The organism is Flavobacterium selenitireducens (assembly GCF_014748335.1).
Classification (GTDB): Bacteria; Bacteroidota; Bacteroidia; order Flavobacteriales; family Flavobacteriaceae; genus Flavobacterium; species Flavobacterium selenitireducens.
This window is the reverse complement of sequence record NZ_JAAVIY010000001.1, coordinates 258,115-274,047: the sequence shown is the minus strand read 5'-3', so window position 1 is coordinate 274,047 and position 15,933 is coordinate 258,115. Positions and strand designations below refer to the sequence as shown.

Genomic DNA, 15,933 nt, shown 5'->3' with positions numbered 1-15,933 from the left:
TTAAGGATGTTGAACTTGAGACGATTGATCGGTTGCGATCAGTTTTCGTCCCGGACGAGCTTGATCACGTAAAGCGTCAGCAAACACGATAGAAGACTGAAGCCGCCCATGACGCACCAGTTGACGAAGTAACCGAAGCCGGAGATGAATGCCATCCCGATTTTGGAACTGAACATATGAGCCAGGCTGAACATCATCGTGAATAATCCCATGTAGACGCCCATCTTGTGTTTCGGTGCCCGGTTCTGGGCGAATCCGTTCGAAAACGGGAACGCGAAAATCTCTCCCAATGACAGAAACACAATGTTGATCACCAACACGCCAGACCAGCTCTCGAACATAAGGGCCGCGAACGACAACGCCATACAGACAGATCCGACAAATATCGGCCGTAGTTTGTCGATGTTCTTGCGTTCGCAATAGCCCACGACAGGCATCTCAAGAAAAAATACAAGCAAGCCGTTGAGGGTGAGCAACAGTCCCGTTTGCAGCTCGTTGAGTCCGTATCGTTCGCGATGGTAAAGCGGGATTGTGGTCAGAAGCTGGAAAAATACCATTGAGACCAGAAAGCTCACGAACAGGAAAATCAGGAACGGTTTGTCTTTCCATATCGGAAACGAAGCCGGTGCGATCGCGTGATTCGATTCGGAAAGAATTTTTTTGCGTTCCTTGACCAGGATCGTAAAAGCCAGGATGGAAATGATACAGGTCGTCCCATCGGCCCAAAAAAGCCCTTGGTACCCGATTTTGGTTATGATTAGGCCTCCCATGGCGGGTCCGGCGGCAAAGCCGAGATTTACCGCAAGTCGCACTAACGTGAACGCTCTTACGCGGTTTTCCGGTTTGGCGTAGGTTCCTATAGAAACGAACATTGCCGGCCGGAACATATCGGCTATGACCATGATGCCGAACATCGCAATGCACAGCGAGTGAAAGCTCTGGGCATATTGGATCGCAAAGAACAGGCATCCGCTCGTAAGCAGGCTGCCTACCATTACTTTGTAGAAGCCAATTTTATCGGCTAGTTTGCCGCCAAGCCACGATCCGATGGCAGAACCCAATCCGAACCAAACCATGACCCATCCTACCTGTTCATAACTGAATTTCAGGTCTTCGTACATGTATTTGCTAAGGAACGGCAACACCATCGTCCCCGCCCGGTTCACAAACGTGACAATCGCCAATATCCAGATCTCTCGGGAGAATCCGCGAAAGTTGTTGATATATCGAAGCAGTGCGGCTTGAATCATAGTGTTGGCTTGCGCGGTAAAGTTAAGCAAGATCGGGATGGAATATGGACGAAATTGTCGCTGCGCCCGCATCATTTTGCGTCATTCGCGAGGAAAATAGCGTTGGAACTTCGTCAATTTTTTACTTTTGCAAAAAAGCGATTATGAAATTCGTCCCGTTTTGCCTGCTGTTGATCGCCTTTAGCGGATTGGCCCAACCAAAATTCGACATTGCAGCGGCGTCCGACTATCAGAAACAGCTCAACAAGGAATACGCCGATCCAACGAAATCGCCTTTGCCCGAACAAGACTTGAAAACCTTCAGTGGCCTCGACTTTTACCCTGTAAACGAAAAATTTATCGTAGAGGCAAAATTCGTAAAGTCCCAAAAACAGAAGCCGTTTGGGATGAAGACCACGGGAGACCGCCGTCCGATGTATGTCAAGTATGGCGAATTGCACTTCGATCTCGACGGCAAAAGCCACCAACTCAATGTGTACCGCAACATCGAACTCGTCAAAAAAGAAGGTTACGAAGATCATTTGTTTTTGCCGTTTTCCGATGAGACGAGCGGCAAGGAAACCTACGTTGGCGGACGCTATATCGATATGAGGGTTCCGCTTTCGGACAAAATCGTCATTGATTTCAACCGGGCGTACAATCCGTATTGTGCTTACAATTACAAGTATTCGTGTCCAATCGTTCCGCTCGAGAATGACCTGAAAGCGGCTATTGAGGCAGGTGTCAAAAAATTTCATGACTGATGCGATACCTGAACCTTCACACCCATGTGCAAACCGGCAATCCCGATGTTCTCGAGCTCGTGAACCAGTATCCTGACGCGTTCGACGAATCTATAGCGTATTTTTCGATAGGCGTGCATCCGTGGCGTATAAATGAAAACCGCCTTCAATCTGACCTTGCGTTTCTCGAGTCTAAATTGTCGGACGGCAAATGTCTTGCGATAGGAGAGTGCGGATTGGACAAACGCATCGAGGTTCCCCTTGAGCTGCAGCTTGAAGTGTTCGAAGTCCAATTGCTGCTCGCCGAGAAATTCAGGAAGCCCGTTACCGTCCATTGTGTGGCGGCCTATCAGGAAGTGATCGAGACCAGGAAACGCATGGGAATTTCCGTACCGATGATCATCCATGGCTTTTCAAAAAACGAACAGGTTGCCAAATCGCTTGTCGACAACGGATTTTTTCTTTCGTTCGGAAAATGGCTGCTTCGCAATCCCGAACTTAAAACAGCGCTCGTCTCAGTCCCTGACGATCGATTTTTTCTAGAAACCGACACAGCCGAGGAGAGCATTGCGCAAGTGTATGAGTTGGCCGCGAACTACAAAAACGTGGAATTGGCGACACTCAAGGAAAATCTTTCTCGCAATTTCGAACAAGTGTTCAACATGGCCTTCCCGAAACAATCCGCAGGTTAATAACCCTTAGTGGAACACCAACAACTATCAACTATCAACTATCAACTATCAACAATCAACTACCAACTATCAACTACCAACTACCACTTATCAACTAAACTAACAAATGGCGAAATGGCAGGAAAGAGCTGAGTTGCTCTTCAAATCCGATGGATTGCAAAAACTTAAAAGTGCCAATGTACTTGTAGTCGGCCTGGGTGGCGTGGGCTCGTTCGCGGCGGAATTCATAGCGCGTGCCGGCGTCGGCAAAATGACGATTGTCGACGGCGACATAGTAGACATTACCAACATCAACAGGCAGTTACCGGCGCTACATTCTACGGTAGCCCGATCCAAAGTCGATTTGATGGGCGATCGCCTCATGGATATCAACCCTGAACTCGAACTTATCAGACTTAATGAATTTCTGTCACCCGAGCGCGCTTACGAACTCGTTTCCAAAGAATTCGATTACGTCGTGGATTGTATCGACAGCGTCACGCCCAAACTGAACCTGATGGTTTCGGCAAAGCGCCAGAAGGTCAAAATCATCAGTGCGATGGGAGCCGGCGGAAAGCTCAGGGCAGACAAAGTCAAGGTTGCGGACATTTCCCAAACCGAAAATTGCTATTTCGCCAAAGCGATCAAAAAAAGGCTCAAACGGGAAGCGAAAATCGATCGCGGCATTAAGGTCGTGTTCTCTTCCGAAATCCAGGATCCCGAAAGTTTGCGTGTAACAGACGGCAGCAATTTCAAGAAATCGTTTTACGGAACGAGCAGCTACATGCCGGGATTGTTCGGTTTGTATTGCGCGGAAACCGTGATACGCGGGTTATTGAAGCGGTAATGGCAATTAATAATTAATAATGAGGTGCGGGGCAGGGTCGCAAGGCTTGGTGCCGACAGCATAGCATACACAACATGGGCATCAAAACAGTCATTTTCGATATGGACGGCGTGATTGTCGACACCGAACCGGTTCACCATTACGCCTATCACGAACATTTCAAACAGCTCAATATTGACGTTTCGCCTGAGCTTTATGCGAGCTTTACCGGGAATTCGACTAAAAATGTGTACGAAAAACTCAAGGCCATTTTTGGGATAGACACCCAAACGCCTGATCTGATCCAGGTAAAGCGCGGTTTGTTCAACAATGCATTCGATACGAAAAAGGATCTGTATCTGCTTGAGGGTGTTGAAGACCTGATCAAAGAATTGCATTCGGCCGGCATACAGTTGATTCTGGCATCGTCTGCGGCGAAAGTGACCATCGACAGGGTTTTTACACGCTTTGGGCTGTATCCGTATTTTTCCCATATCGTGAGCGGAGAGGATTTCCCGAAGTCGAAGCCTGATCCTGCGATTTTTGTGGAAGCGTGGCGACTGTCCGGACATCAAAAATCGGCCTGCATCGTAATCGAGGACAGCACCAATGGAGTGAGGGCGGCAAAAGCAGCCGGATTGTTTTGCATAGGATATGTGAGCGAAAATTCCAAAGCCCAGGATTTGTCCCAAGCCGACATCATAATCGAACATTTTAACCAGGTCGACAGCGAGATGTTAAAGCGGATAGGGCACACGATGCCGTAGCATCTTCCGTTTACTGATTTTGAGGGGAATGCAGATAACGCTTCGCAATTTCGGGAACGGTGATGCAACCCGATCAGGATCATTCAACGATTCAAACCCTCTTTGTACACTTTTAAGCAACGTTCACGCGCTTCTTTGTGGTCCACTATGGGTTCAGGATAATCGAAACTTTCGTATTCCGGGATCCATTTTCTGACGTATTTCAGGTCTTTGTCAAATTTTTTCAATTGTTCCGACGGGTTGAAAATCCGAAAGTAAGGTGCCGCGTCTACGCCACTCCCGGCGGCCCATTGCCAGTTTCCGACGTTGCTCGACTGCTCGAAATCGAAAAGTTTACCGGCAAAATACGCTTCGCCCAAACGCCAGTCGAGCAGCAAATGCTTACAAAGGAAACTCGAAACCACCAGGCGCACGCGGTTGTGCATATAACCCGTTTGGTTGAGCTCGCGCATGCCGGCGTCGACCATCGGGTAACCGGTTTGGCCGTTGCACCACTTTTCGAAATCCGATTCGGAGTGCCGCCATTTGATGCGGTCGTACTCAGGTTTGAACGCTTTTGTGGTCGTGTGCGGGAAATGCCATAAGATTTGCATGAAGAATTCGCGCCAAATCAACTCTTTTAGAAACGTAATATTGTTTTCCGCGGCTGCTTTCGAAACGACTTTTCGGATGCTGAGCGCCCCGAACCTAAGATAAGGACTGATTCGGGAAGTGCCTTCAACAGCCGGAAAATTGCGATTGTCCTCGTACTCGCTGACGATTTTGGGCGTCAGTTGGAAATCGAAGATATGCAGTTTGGATTCCGTAAAACCGATGTCCGGGAGCGATAAAAACGGATAATCGTGGGAGGCGATTTGCGAAAGCTTTTTTTCGGAAGCGAAATGTACGAGATCGCTTTTTTTGAATTCCTCCAGCCATCGCTTGGAAAATGGTGTGTAGACGACATAGGGTTCGCCGTTGTCTTTCACGACTTCGGACTTTTCAAAAATTACCTGATCCTTGAACGTGGCGAATCTGACGTCGTTGTGCCGCAACAGTTCCGCAACCGATTCATCGCGTTTCCGTGCATAGGGTTCGTAATCGTGGTTCGTAAAGACGGTTTCAATCTCGTGCTTCGCTATCAGTTCGGCAAACACTTTTTTTGGATCGCCGTGGAATGTCGCCAGTTTCCGATCGTGTTTCCCTAGTTCGGATTGCATCTTTTCGAGCCGGTTATGAATAAACGTCAGCCGATGGTCGTCTTTTGGCAAATCGCCGAGGATGTTGGAATCGAAAATAAAGATAGGGAGCACGTCATGGCCAGCTTCAAGGGCGTTGAAAAAACCGCAGTTGTCGTCGAGCCTAAGATCGCGTCGGAACCAGAAAATATTCATGGGCATCAAATTTCTCCGAAAAGTTCGATCAATTTCTTGCGTCGGAATTCAAATATCTGCTCCAATTTCGGACGAACCAAAAAAGGATGCACAAGCCGGCCGAGAATTCCGAACGGGACTTTGTAGTGTATGACGTCGACCATCTCGCAACCCGAATCGGTCTGCTTCAGGAAATGCTTGTGATGCCAGAAAGCGTAAGGCCCGAAACGCTGTTCGTCCACGAAATAACTGCCGCTTTTGACATGGGTGATCTCGGTTACCCAATCCATTTTGATACCGAATAAAGGTGTTATCGTATAGTCGATGATTTGTCCGGGAAACATCTCGGAATCGTCTCCCGAAATGGTGGTAAAGCCCATCGCTTTTGGTGTCAGCAGCGCCAGGTTTTTGGGTGTTGCGATAAATTCCCATATTCGATCGGGATCGACAGGAAATTGCTGTATGGTTTTAAGTTGGTATAGCTTCATCAATTAAAGATAAGACTGTTTAATTCGCACGCCAAATCGTTAGACAGAATTGCGCTCTATATTAAAGAAATATTAACAAATTGCCCTTGTCATTTCCGTAATTTTGAGACCGTATCAAAACCAACAAGTAACATGAAAAAGATTATTATTGCTTTGGCTGTTTTCATTGCCAATTACACGATTGAGGCGCAGGTCAAGACTCCGGCTTCGAGCCCGCACGCTACGATTACCCAGGTGGTCGGCCTGACGGATGTGGAGGTCGATTATTCACGTCCAAGCCTAAAAGGACGCACCGTTTACGGCGACTTGGTTCCTTTCGGAAAAGTCTGGAGGACGGGAGCCAATAATTGTACGACGGTAAGCTTCAGTGAAGATATCGTAATCGACGGAAAGACGCTAAAAAAAGGCAAATATGCGCTTTACACGGTGCCAAGGGTCGATAAATGGGACGTTATTTTTTATAACGAGACAAGCAATTGGGGCACGCCTGAAACATGGGACGAGTCGAAAGTGGCGCTTAAGACTTCTTCCAAGCCTTTTCAGATGAACCGCAGCGTGGAATCGTTCACGATCGATATCAACAACCTCGATAATAATTCCGGAGTGCTTGAAATCATGTGGGAAAAAACATTGGTTCCCGTCAAATTCGAGGTTCCGACGGCAAAAACCGCTATGGCGAGCATCGACAAGACGCTCAACGGCCCAAGCTGGAACGATTATTTTTCGGCAGGAACATATCTGTACCAATCCAACGGCGACATGAACAAGGCGTTGCAGTATGTCAACAAAGCGATCGAACTCAACAAAGAAACGCAAAAGCCTTTCTGGGTAACACGCCAAAAATCGTTGATCCAAGCAAAGCTGGGCGACAAAAAAGGTGCCGTTGAAACAGCAAAGTCTTCATTGGCCGCTGCTCAGGCTGCAAAAAATCAGGATTACGTAAAGATGAACACTGAGAGTATTGCGGAGTGGAGTAAGGGTTGATTGGGAATTAGATAATTAGATAATTAGCGAATGAGTCAATTAGCGAATTAGCGAATTAGTCAATTAGATAATTAGTCAATTAGCGGCCCGAGGCGAAGCCGAACGGATGAAATAATTAGTCAATTAGATAATTAGTCGATTAGCGGCCCGAGGCGAAGCCGAAGGGATGAAATAATTAGTCAATTAGATAATTAGTCGATTAGATAATTAGTCAATTAGCGGCCCGAGGTGAAGCCGAACGGACGAAAAATACAGAAAATTGGTTAGAATAGAATCCGGGTCTTGGCGATCCGGATTTATTTTTACGGCCATTTTAAATTCGCGAATTGCGTCAACGAATGATTGTTTTTTAACGTTGACGTTTACATCTCCGAACGCGACTCTTTCTTGCGGAAGACCGTGGCCTCGAATAAAATCGACAACAAAACCGCCATCAAAGCCCCGATGAAATTCAGCCACAAATAGGCGACGGTCTGGGAAAAAAATACGCCGATTACCGCTAATTGGGTAATGCATGCCGCGTAAAATATTGCCTTGGCGCGGACGTATTTAATGTAGAATCCGACAAGGAAAATACCCAGCACCGTTCCGTAAAATATAGATCCGACGATGTTGACCAACTGGATCAGGTTTTCGGACAGCGCACTGAAACAGGCAAACAAAATGATGATCAATCCCCAAAGTACGGTAAAGAACTTGGTGGCGTTCAAGTAGTGTTTTTCAGACCGTATGCCTTTGACGTTGCGCTTATAGATGTCGATCGCTGTTGTTGACGCCAGCGCGCTGAGACCGGAAGCCGTACTCGACATAGCCGCCGAAAGAATCATCGCAAGCAATAATCCGACAAGGCCGTGAGGCAGATAATTCAGGATAAAATGAAGGAATACATAATCTTTGTCGTTAGGTTGCGCCTTCGGATCTGCCTTTTTGATAAGCTCCTTGGCCTGGTCGCGCAAATCGGTTTCCCGGCTCGAAAGCGAAACGAGCTGTCGCCTTAAAATAGGGTTGTCGTAGCCTTGGTTCAGGTGCTCGATGTAAATCAGGTTGATCTCCTTTTTCTCGTTGTTGACCGTGGCCAATTTACTTTCAAGATCTCGGTATTCCTTTTTATACTGTGATTTTTCGATGACCGTTTTGCTGTTCGGATTAAAGTTCAGCGGACCGGGATTGAACTGGAAGAAAACGAAGACCATTACGCCCGTAAACAAAATAAAAAACTGCATCGGCACTTTCAGGAAGCCGTTCATGATAAGACCCATCTGGCTTTCGCGTATCGATTTTCCCGAAAGGTACCGACCTACCTGGCTTTGATCGGTCCCGAAATAGGCGAGGGCCAGGAAGAATCCGCCGGCGATTCCGCTCCAAAGCGTATAGCGTTCCTCGGGATCGAAACTCAGGTTGACGATGCTCATCTTATCATTGGCCCCGGCGATATGCATGGCGTTTGCGATCGACATGTCGTTCGGAAGATAATATACGATAAGGAAAAACGCGATGAACATGCCCAGCATGATGATGAACATTTGCTGTTTTTGGGTCACGTTCACGGCCTTTGTCCCTCCCGAAAACGTGTAGATAATTACAAGGATTCCGATGATGATGTTGAGTAGCGTAAGGTTCCAGCCGAGCAAGGAGGAAACGATGATTGCCGGTGCGTAAATCGTAAAGCCGGTTCCTAGCCCGCGCTGTATGAGGAAAATGATGGCGGCCAGTGAACGCGTCTTGACATCGAAACGCTGTTCGAGATACTCGTAAGCCGTGAAAACCCTGAGCCTTTGGAAGATTGGAATGAAGGTAATGCTGATGACGACCATTGCGATCGGCAGACCGAAATAATTCTGTACGAAACCCATTCCGTCGGCATAAGCCTGTCCGGGCGTGGAAAGAAACGTGATCGCGCTTGCCTGTGTCGCCATTACCGACAGGCCGACCGTCCACCAGGGCGTCTCATTTCCGCCAAGGATATATTCCTCAACATTTTTACTGCCTCTCGTCTTATAAACGCCATAAACCACGATGAACAGCAGCGTAACCGAGAGAATGATCCAGTCTATTTTGTGCATCTAGGAGAAGATTTGCATTAGAAAATAGAAGATCACGATGTAAGCGGCGTTGGCCAGCAATACCCAGGAATAGCTTTTTTTCCAGCCGTTGACGTTTTTTTCTCTCATAATTGCTCGGAATTTCCTATCGATATCATATTGGCGATCAGCCTGAATGCGCCCGGTACGCCTTCCGGAAGTTCGCGGAAAAAGCTTAATCCGGTGTAAATGTAGTGTCCGTTCCCATACTTCGCGACTAAAATCGCTCCGTTTTTTGGTGTTTCTCCTTTGTCGTTCGCGGAAATGACAGGTGTGAATGCTTTGTCCCATTCGTTAGGATAATACAGTCCTCTTTCCTGTTTCCAGCCGTCGAAGTCGGTGCTTGTGATTTTATTCGGATAGTTAAGGATCGGATTTTTGGGATCGAGAAAGCGTACTTCGGCATCTTCTTCGGTAACGCGGTCGCGCGAGAGCCTGAGTTTGAACGGAGACATTTCCTTCGAGGTCAAATCGTCGAGCGTGTTGTATTGCACGATCATCGTCTTGCCGGACTTTACGAAATCAAGCAAAGCCGACTGCTTGAATTCCAGTTCCTTGACGACGTTATAAGCGCGGATTCCGGTCATCACGACATCGAAATCCTTGAGCCGCTCTCCGTTAATTTCCAAAGGAGAAAGCAATACGACATCGTAACCCATCTGTCGCAAACTATTAGGAACTTCGTCCCCGGCTCCCATCACGTAGGCAATTTTCTCTTTCCCTGTCCTGATATCCAGCCGAATGAACTTGGCTTCGGATGCTTTGATGACCTGTTGTTTTGAAATGTGCGGATAGGAAATCGCGACGCGTTCCTTGTCCAGTTTTTGTCCGTTTACCGTAGCTACGCTTTTGACGCTGATTTCGGATGCCTCTCTCGATGGGGAAACTTCAAACGTCAAGATTGTCGATTCCCCTTTTCTGGCAAGTTCAAACTCGGCGGACGCGGGACTGACTTTCCAATCTTTCGGCAATTCCAACGCAACGTCTCCTTTTACGGCATTCTTACCAGAAGTCACTTTGACGCTTATTTTCTTAGGTTTACCGTCGCTGAAAATCGCGACTTTGTCCAAAATGGACGTCGTGACCGCGGGCACAATGTCGAAAGGTTCGTACACTTCGCCTTTTACATCGTCGTTGTATTTGTAAACCACGGTGCGCTCGAACGGAATGCTCACGGTTCCAATTCCGATGTTGAAGGTCACTTTTACCTGTCTGGAAATATCAGGATTGCCGATCAATTGGGCATCGCTGACCTTGTACATACCCAAACTTCCTTTCTCGCTAAGCCAATATGGCTCGGTAAACCGAAGTGTTTCCGGAAGGTCCAGTGAAAGGTCGAAGTTGTTGCTATTGTTTGGCTTAAGATCGGTTACCTGAAGTGTCGTCATCGATGGCGGATACGTGGTGATGCTGTTGAGCGTCATCGGGATTTCACTGCGGTTTATGGCTTCGGCCTTAATTTTTACCGATGATCCCGGCGTGGCTTCGACGTCGGAGGAAACCGCCTCGAGATACAATCCGGCGCAAGCGGCGATCACTTCTTTTACCTCTTCCGATTTCAATTTTTTCCAATGATCATCGGTAAGTTTTTGCATCAGCTCGTATGCTTTCAACAAATCGGGAATGCTGACGGACGGGTTGCGAAAATCAAATTCCTTTTCGACTTTCGCCAAAATTTCCCCGATTGCTTTGCCGCCTTTGACACGGTTCCAGGAGGTATCGATGCCCTCGAAAAGATTTGCTTTGTCTTTCGGGCGGTCGCCTTTGAGAAACTCCAGGTATTCGGCATCCTCACCGCGAACACCCGTATTTCCAAAACCCTGCGATTTGTGGCTGCTGCGGCTCAACGCGGCGATTTCCTGATTGGACTTTCCGACGGACTCGTAATAAACGCCCGTTGCGAGCTCGACCAGATTGGTTTTGTCCGCCTTGTCGAATTTCTCCTTGCTGCCGTAAAACCACCAGGATGTGTTCATGTAAATTCTTTTCGGCTGCCAGGTTTGCGACAGTTTCAGATGGGCTGGGTACGATTTCGGGTTGGCAGCCAAGTCAAAAGCCTCCAAGCTCAACATGGCCGATGCCGTGTGGTGACCGTGAGTGCTTCCCGGCGTGCGGTGATCGAAACGGTTCACGATAACGTCGGGACGGAATTTCCGGATCATGTAAACCACATCGGACAACACTTCGTCTTTGTCCCAGATTTTGAGCGTTTCTTCTGGTGTTTTTGAATATCCGAAATCATTCGCCCGTGAGAAAAATTGCTCGCCTCCGTCAATTTTGCGCGCTTCTATGAGTTCTTGTGTGCGGATGACGCCAAGCAATTCGCGCAACTCCGGCCCGATCAGGTTTTGGCCGCCATCTCCTCTTGTGAGAGAAAGGTAGGCTGTGCGTGCTTTCTGCTCATTGGCGAACCAGGAAATCAGGCGGGTATTTTCATCGTCCGGGTGGGCGGCGATGTAAAGTACGGATCCCAGGAAATTCAGTTTTTGTATACGAGCATGGATTTCGACCGCATCGGGTTTTTTGGGCTGGGCAATCACAGACTGCCATCCGAAAAACAAAAGGAGAGCAAAAGAAGATAATCGTTTGGACATTGTGGGAATGTGTAGTTGTTGGGATGGATTCCAAAAGTACTAAATAACAGCAAACAAAAAAAGACGCCTGTTGGCGTCTCAGCGTTAATTAATCGTCGCCCCAGTCCCGGTCGCGATGCTTATTGTGCTTGTGGTGTTTCTTGTGGTGCTTGTGATGGCCGTGCCCGCGATGTTCTTTTACATATACGGTGCGCACCGGCTGATGATAGCGCGGTCCTGCATATCGCACGCGGTGGGTGTTGTAGTAAGCATAAGGTGCGTGACCGCGGTAATCGGTCAGGCAAACGGTGCGTCCGTGGTGGAGGTCATAACCGTGGTAAGCCGCCGGGAGCGATCGCGAACGAATCCATGAACCTCCGTGAAGGTAGATAAACTGGGCCGCGGGACGGTCGTAATAAACTTGTATGTCGGGAAGATAATAAAACCTGGCGGCTGGAACCGGAGCGGCGATCCACGCAGGTGCGGGAGCATTTATGTTTACGCTTACCGAAACTTGTGCAGTAGTGATTGCAGTAAGGGAAAGCAACATGGCGAGGGTGAAAAATTTGAGGGTTTTCATAACGTAACGTTTTAGGTTAATGTCATGAAGCGCGTTTCAATGACCGTGCCAAACGGTTTTGCTTTTTTGCAGCAATTTTTTTGATATTGACGGCCAATTAGTTAGGGCAGGTTTTAGCTAGGATTAAAATTGGAAGTCCAAATTAAAGCGATATCAGATAAGGTGCCGCCTTGTCCAAGTTCGCTTGTGCGATGCTTAGTGAGCAAGATCAGTCGAGTGAGGCGGTACTGTTCGTTTTAAGTTTTCGCAGCGAATTGTACGGATATTTTTTGCGGTGGTCATCCAAAAACTGTGTGATGTTGTCCTCGTCGTAATCGTTGATGGCGATGTTAGCCTTGTTGAACAATCCGTAACCGCGATATCCGCTGGGAATTTGAGATTCGGATTTCCATTGCCCTTTATCGCGAAAAATATACTTCTCTGTTTCCCGGTCAAAGTACGCTTCCAGATTCGGATAATAATAATAACGAATATGACAGTTCGTCGACGGGTCTAAAATAAGATTTTTGTTTGAATGGGTTTCTTGCGCTGTGGACAACACTGTGTTTGAGATCATTGCGCAATAGAAGATTTTTTGTATTGCATTCATCATCCTGCCGTTTGATTGGTTAACGATTCAAAACTAACAAAAATATCGATAAAGTGCTCAAAAAATACGTTTAAGTGCAATATTTGAGGTTTTCGTAGGAGATTTTCTTACAATAAAACACAAAAAAAGACAGAACGTTGTTCTGCCTTGATGGTAAATCTTTGTTTTTGGGTTTATTGCATTGCAACCGCGTCAGGCGATTTGTCTTCGTCATTTTTGGGTTGTCGTTTAGCCGAATAGTTGGCCGGAAATTTCTTCATGTGTTCTTTTACGAGCACATACGGTTCGTCTCCGCTATAATCAGATAAGGCCACACGCTTGTTGTTCGCTATCGAATAGCCTCTTAGGGCGGTAGGTAACTTTGAACTTTCAATCCAATCCTCTCCATTTCTGGAATACAAGTATGTCGAGGTCTGACGGTCGAAATACGCCTGGAGGTTAGGATAGTAGAAGTAGCGCACGTTCAATGCGTCGTCTGCGGTAATGATACCTTCTAATTCTTTTGCGATATCGGCGTTGGTGCTGTACTGGCTTTGGGCGTTCGATAGGTTAGCGGTGAAGATCAGCAAAGCGATTGAGAGGAATTTTATCGTTTTCATGGCATTTCTTTTTTCTGAGTTTCTACATTACAAAGTAACGCCCGTCTACTGTCTTTCTTTTTACAGCTTTTCATCCCATATTTTGCAGAGTTATCAGGGTTTTGGATGCAGTTTATATTTTAATGTTTGAAGTTTATGCAATGATAAGGTTTGCAGGTTCAGGTGACTCGAAACGCTTTTTTTGGATTGTTTTATCAGTTTACGTCTGATAATAAAAAAAGCCCTTGACGGGCTAATTGATTTAGTGTAGATGTTGGTCAGGCCGCATCTTTGGTTTGTTTGATAAGACCAATTCCGGAAACGAAAAAGATCAACCCTAAAATGCCGTAAATGGCGAGTGCTTTAATGTCTGCCATCTTTCCGCCTGTGTTCATGAACACGTAAGCCGCGTAAATAAGTCCGATAATGCCCAAGATGGTCAGTATGCATCCAAAAATTCTCTTTAAGTTCATCGCGATATGGTTTTTATCAGGTAAAATTCGCGAATCGGCCTGACACTCATCTTACAGTTTGACTCGAAGGATTTATAGGATTCTCCTGTTCATAAAGTACAGTTCTTGGTTTTGCAAGTTCGAAATCCATCAGGCCGAAATCCTCGGTACTGAATGAATTTGTCTTGAAAGCCCCGCTGTCGGTGTCAGGCATCGTCGGATAATACGAAAACGAGATCTGGAACGAACTGAAAACGAGATAATCGTTCGTAATGATAAATCCCGCCCCGACCTGTGAATAAGCCTTGCTTTTCTTAAACCCGTTCGGTCCATCGCCTAACATGCCGATGCTGTAAGTCAGGTAAGGATTGAAGCGAAAGCCCCAAACATCCCAAGGAGCGTAAGACTGTGTCTGGGAAGTCACAAGCCATTTCTTGGTACCAAACAAACTGCGGCTCTCCAGGCCCTGTATGCCTCGGCTTCCTTTTAGCGTAAGCCGGTCTCCCCACGATGGTTCGCGGTCGTTTCCGATGATGAGGCTGCCTTTGACGAACTGTCGGAATTTCCATTTGCCCGTCTCGTATAGCGGCGTAAAATAGTTGGCTTGGGCCGAAAGTACACTTTGTTCGGAAACACCCGACCGCAGATACGTGCCGTACTCGAGGTTTCCCGAAAGATAGCCCCAGGCGTGGTATTCGCCCGAGGTGACCCTTGCCCCGAGATACGTGCGCCACCTGTTGTGTTTGCGCTGCATGCCACCCGTAATGCCAAATGCCTCCCCAACAGGGACATCTTCGATTATACCGTAGTTGAACAGGTATTGATCCTGGACGAACTGTCTCGAACTGATGCCCAATCCCAATAAATAGTTGCGCTCGGTCGCAAAGAAGTTGATCGAATCATATTCGGCGGTGGGCGACTCGGTAAACCTGAGTTTATAGTAACGGGCCGTGGTGATGAGACGTGTCGTTTTTTCATCCTCCGAACTTCCGTCGAAAAGCCGGATGGAATGCCCGGCCCAAATATCGGTGGCATTCGTCTTCAGATGTTGCCAACTCAGCTCATTGTTCGCATTCGGAAGCGAATCGCCCCTAAAACGCGTATCGAAATAAACGCCACCGGCCCATCGCGCAAAAGGGGAGAAGAACGGTCGTTCGATATTGATGCCTTTGAGATAATTCTGGCGTAAGTCAAGTTGATAGGCCAACACCGTTCGGACATACGTATTCATCACGTTCGGAATCGTATATTTTGCACTATAGGCATCGTCCCCATCGCGCAGGTCCTTTTGATAGCGTTGCTCGACCTGGTGGCCAAGCCCGAGAAAATTGCGTTCGGTCAATTTATAATCGGTTCGGGAAGTCGAGGCCGAGAAGTCCGGGATAAGCGACCAAGAGTCGAGTTCGCGTATTTCTATGTCGACGGAATCCGGGTGCGTCGTGGCTTTCGGCGTAATCTGGACGCGTCTCACATAGCGTTGCGTCCTGATCAAACGCTCCGATTCCTTGATCAAAAGCGAATCCAGCGGCTTGTTGCGTCTAATGAGGATCAGGTTGAGTATTGTAAGCCGTTTGGTCTTCAGGTGCAGGCGGTTTCCAAAGTGTGCGAGCGATTTGGACGGTTTTCGCGTCGTATCGGTTTCCGAATATCCGAAAGGATCGAGCGTAATGATGTCGATCTTTCGGACGATCTTGCCCTGATAATCCTTGAACCGACGCGCCTGTGCCCGTTTTCGTGCCTTTAATTTGTTCGGCGTGAGCGGCTCGAATATGAGCCCGTGGACGAAAGAAGTCCATTTCCGTTTCTTGGAGTATTTTTCAATTTTGCGGTAAACCGCCGCCGAATCCTGTTTTGCCTGCTGTTCAGTAGTCTGCGAAAAAGCGCCCGAGCCTATCAGTAAGGCGAACACCAAAAGACAAAACTTTTTCACTGAGGGCATTTTCGATTTGTGTTTCTGAAACTAAAAAATCCGAAGAAACAAATAAGATTCGGATTTTCACAACGGAACAATCCCAATATT

The 15,933-nt window shown here is 47.4% G+C and carries 15 protein-coding genes; 5 read left to right on the top strand and 10 right to left on the bottom strand.

The features are described 5' to 3' along the window. Window positions 1–38: 38 nt before the first annotated feature. Entirely contained in the window at window positions 39–1,250 is a 1,212-nt protein-coding gene (locus HC229_RS01250; RefSeq protein WP_191018619.1) for an MDR family MFS transporter, read from the bottom strand. A gap of 143 nt (window positions 1,251–1,393) precedes the next feature. Between HC229_RS01250 and HC229_RS01245 the strand changes: the two genes are divergently transcribed. The 4 genes from HC229_RS01245 to HC229_RS01230 all read left to right on the top strand — a co-directional run bounded on the left by HC229_RS01245 (window position 1,394) and on the right by HC229_RS01230 (window position 4,236). Beyond that, complete coding sequence (locus tag HC229_RS01245) at window positions 1,394–1,993, top strand: DUF1684 domain-containing protein (protein WP_191018618.1); 600 nt, start codon at window positions 1,394–1,396, stop codon at window positions 1,991–1,993. After that, the gene (locus HC229_RS01240; protein ID WP_191018617.1) at window positions 1,993–2,664 is read left to right on the top strand and encodes a TatD family hydrolase; all 672 of its coding nucleotides are present in this window, start codon (window positions 1,993–1,995) and stop codon (window positions 2,662–2,664) included. Before HC229_RS01245 ends, HC229_RS01240 begins: the two co-directional genes overlap by 1 nt. A 106-nt stretch (window positions 2,665–2,770) precedes the next feature. Further along, on the top strand, window positions 2,771–3,490 hold the full coding sequence (locus tag HC229_RS01235; protein ID WP_191018616.1) for a tRNA threonylcarbamoyladenosine dehydratase: 720 nt from the start codon (window positions 2,771–2,773) through the stop codon (window positions 3,488–3,490). Window positions 3,491–3,564: 74 nt separating this feature from the next. After that, entirely contained in the window at window positions 3,565–4,236 is a 672-nt protein-coding gene (locus HC229_RS01230) for an HAD family hydrolase (RefSeq protein WP_191018615.1), read from the top strand. Between the two features lie 83 nt (window positions 4,237–4,319). Here the strand turns inward: HC229_RS01230 and HC229_RS01225 are convergent, their stop codons facing one another. Both HC229_RS01225 and HC229_RS01220 read right to left on the bottom strand, forming a co-directional pair. Continuing rightward, entirely contained in the window at window positions 4,320–5,609 is a 1,290-nt protein-coding gene (locus HC229_RS01225) for a cryptochrome/photolyase family protein (protein ID WP_191018614.1), read from the bottom strand. A gap of 5 nt (window positions 5,610–5,614) precedes the next feature. Further along, on the bottom strand, window positions 5,615–6,076 hold the full coding sequence (locus HC229_RS01220) for an SRPBCC family protein (RefSeq protein WP_191018613.1): 462 nt from the start codon (window positions 6,074–6,076) through the stop codon (window positions 5,615–5,617). 132 nt (window positions 6,077–6,208) lie between these two features. Between HC229_RS01220 and HC229_RS01215 the strand changes: the two genes are divergently transcribed. Beyond that, entirely contained in the window at window positions 6,209–7,060 is an 852-nt protein-coding gene (locus tag HC229_RS01215) for a DUF2911 domain-containing protein (RefSeq protein WP_191018612.1), read from the top strand. A 362-nt stretch (window positions 7,061–7,422) separates the two neighbouring features. Here the strand turns inward: HC229_RS01215 and HC229_RS01210 are convergent, their stop codons facing one another. The 7 genes from HC229_RS01210 to HC229_RS01180 form a co-directional block, all read right to left on the bottom strand. Continuing rightward, on the bottom strand, window positions 7,423–9,123 hold the full coding sequence (locus HC229_RS01210; protein ID WP_191018611.1) for a sodium:solute symporter: 1,701 nt from the start codon (window positions 9,121–9,123) through the stop codon (window positions 7,423–7,425). Between the two features lie 104 nt (window positions 9,124–9,227). Further along, window positions 9,228–11,735, bottom strand: coding sequence for a PIG-L family deacetylase (locus HC229_RS01205; RefSeq protein ID WP_191018610.1), 2,508 nt, complete (start codon window positions 11,733–11,735; stop codon window positions 9,228–9,230). A gap of 88 nt (window positions 11,736–11,823) precedes the next feature. Then, on the bottom strand, window positions 11,824–12,294 hold the full coding sequence (locus tag HC229_RS01200; protein ID WP_191018609.1) for a hypothetical protein: 471 nt from the start codon (window positions 12,292–12,294) through the stop codon (window positions 11,824–11,826). A gap of 208 nt (window positions 12,295–12,502) precedes the next feature. Continuing rightward, the gene (locus tag HC229_RS01195) at window positions 12,503–12,850 is read right to left on the bottom strand and encodes a hypothetical protein (RefSeq protein ID WP_191018608.1); all 348 of its coding nucleotides are present in this window, start codon (window positions 12,848–12,850) and stop codon (window positions 12,503–12,505) included. Window positions 12,851–13,056: 206 nt separating this feature from the next. Then, the gene (locus HC229_RS01190) at window positions 13,057–13,482 is read right to left on the bottom strand and encodes a hypothetical protein (RefSeq protein WP_191018607.1); all 426 of its coding nucleotides are present in this window, start codon (window positions 13,480–13,482) and stop codon (window positions 13,057–13,059) included. 257 nt (window positions 13,483–13,739) lie between these two features. After that, window positions 13,740–13,934, bottom strand: coding sequence for a hypothetical protein (locus tag HC229_RS01185; RefSeq protein WP_191018606.1), 195 nt, complete (start codon window positions 13,932–13,934; stop codon window positions 13,740–13,742). Window positions 13,935–13,980: 46 nt separating this feature from the next. Further along, on the bottom strand, window positions 13,981–15,852 hold the full coding sequence (locus HC229_RS01180; RefSeq protein WP_191018605.1) for a BamA/TamA family outer membrane protein: 1,872 nt from the start codon (window positions 15,850–15,852) through the stop codon (window positions 13,981–13,983). Window positions 15,853–15,933: the final 81 nt, after the last annotated feature.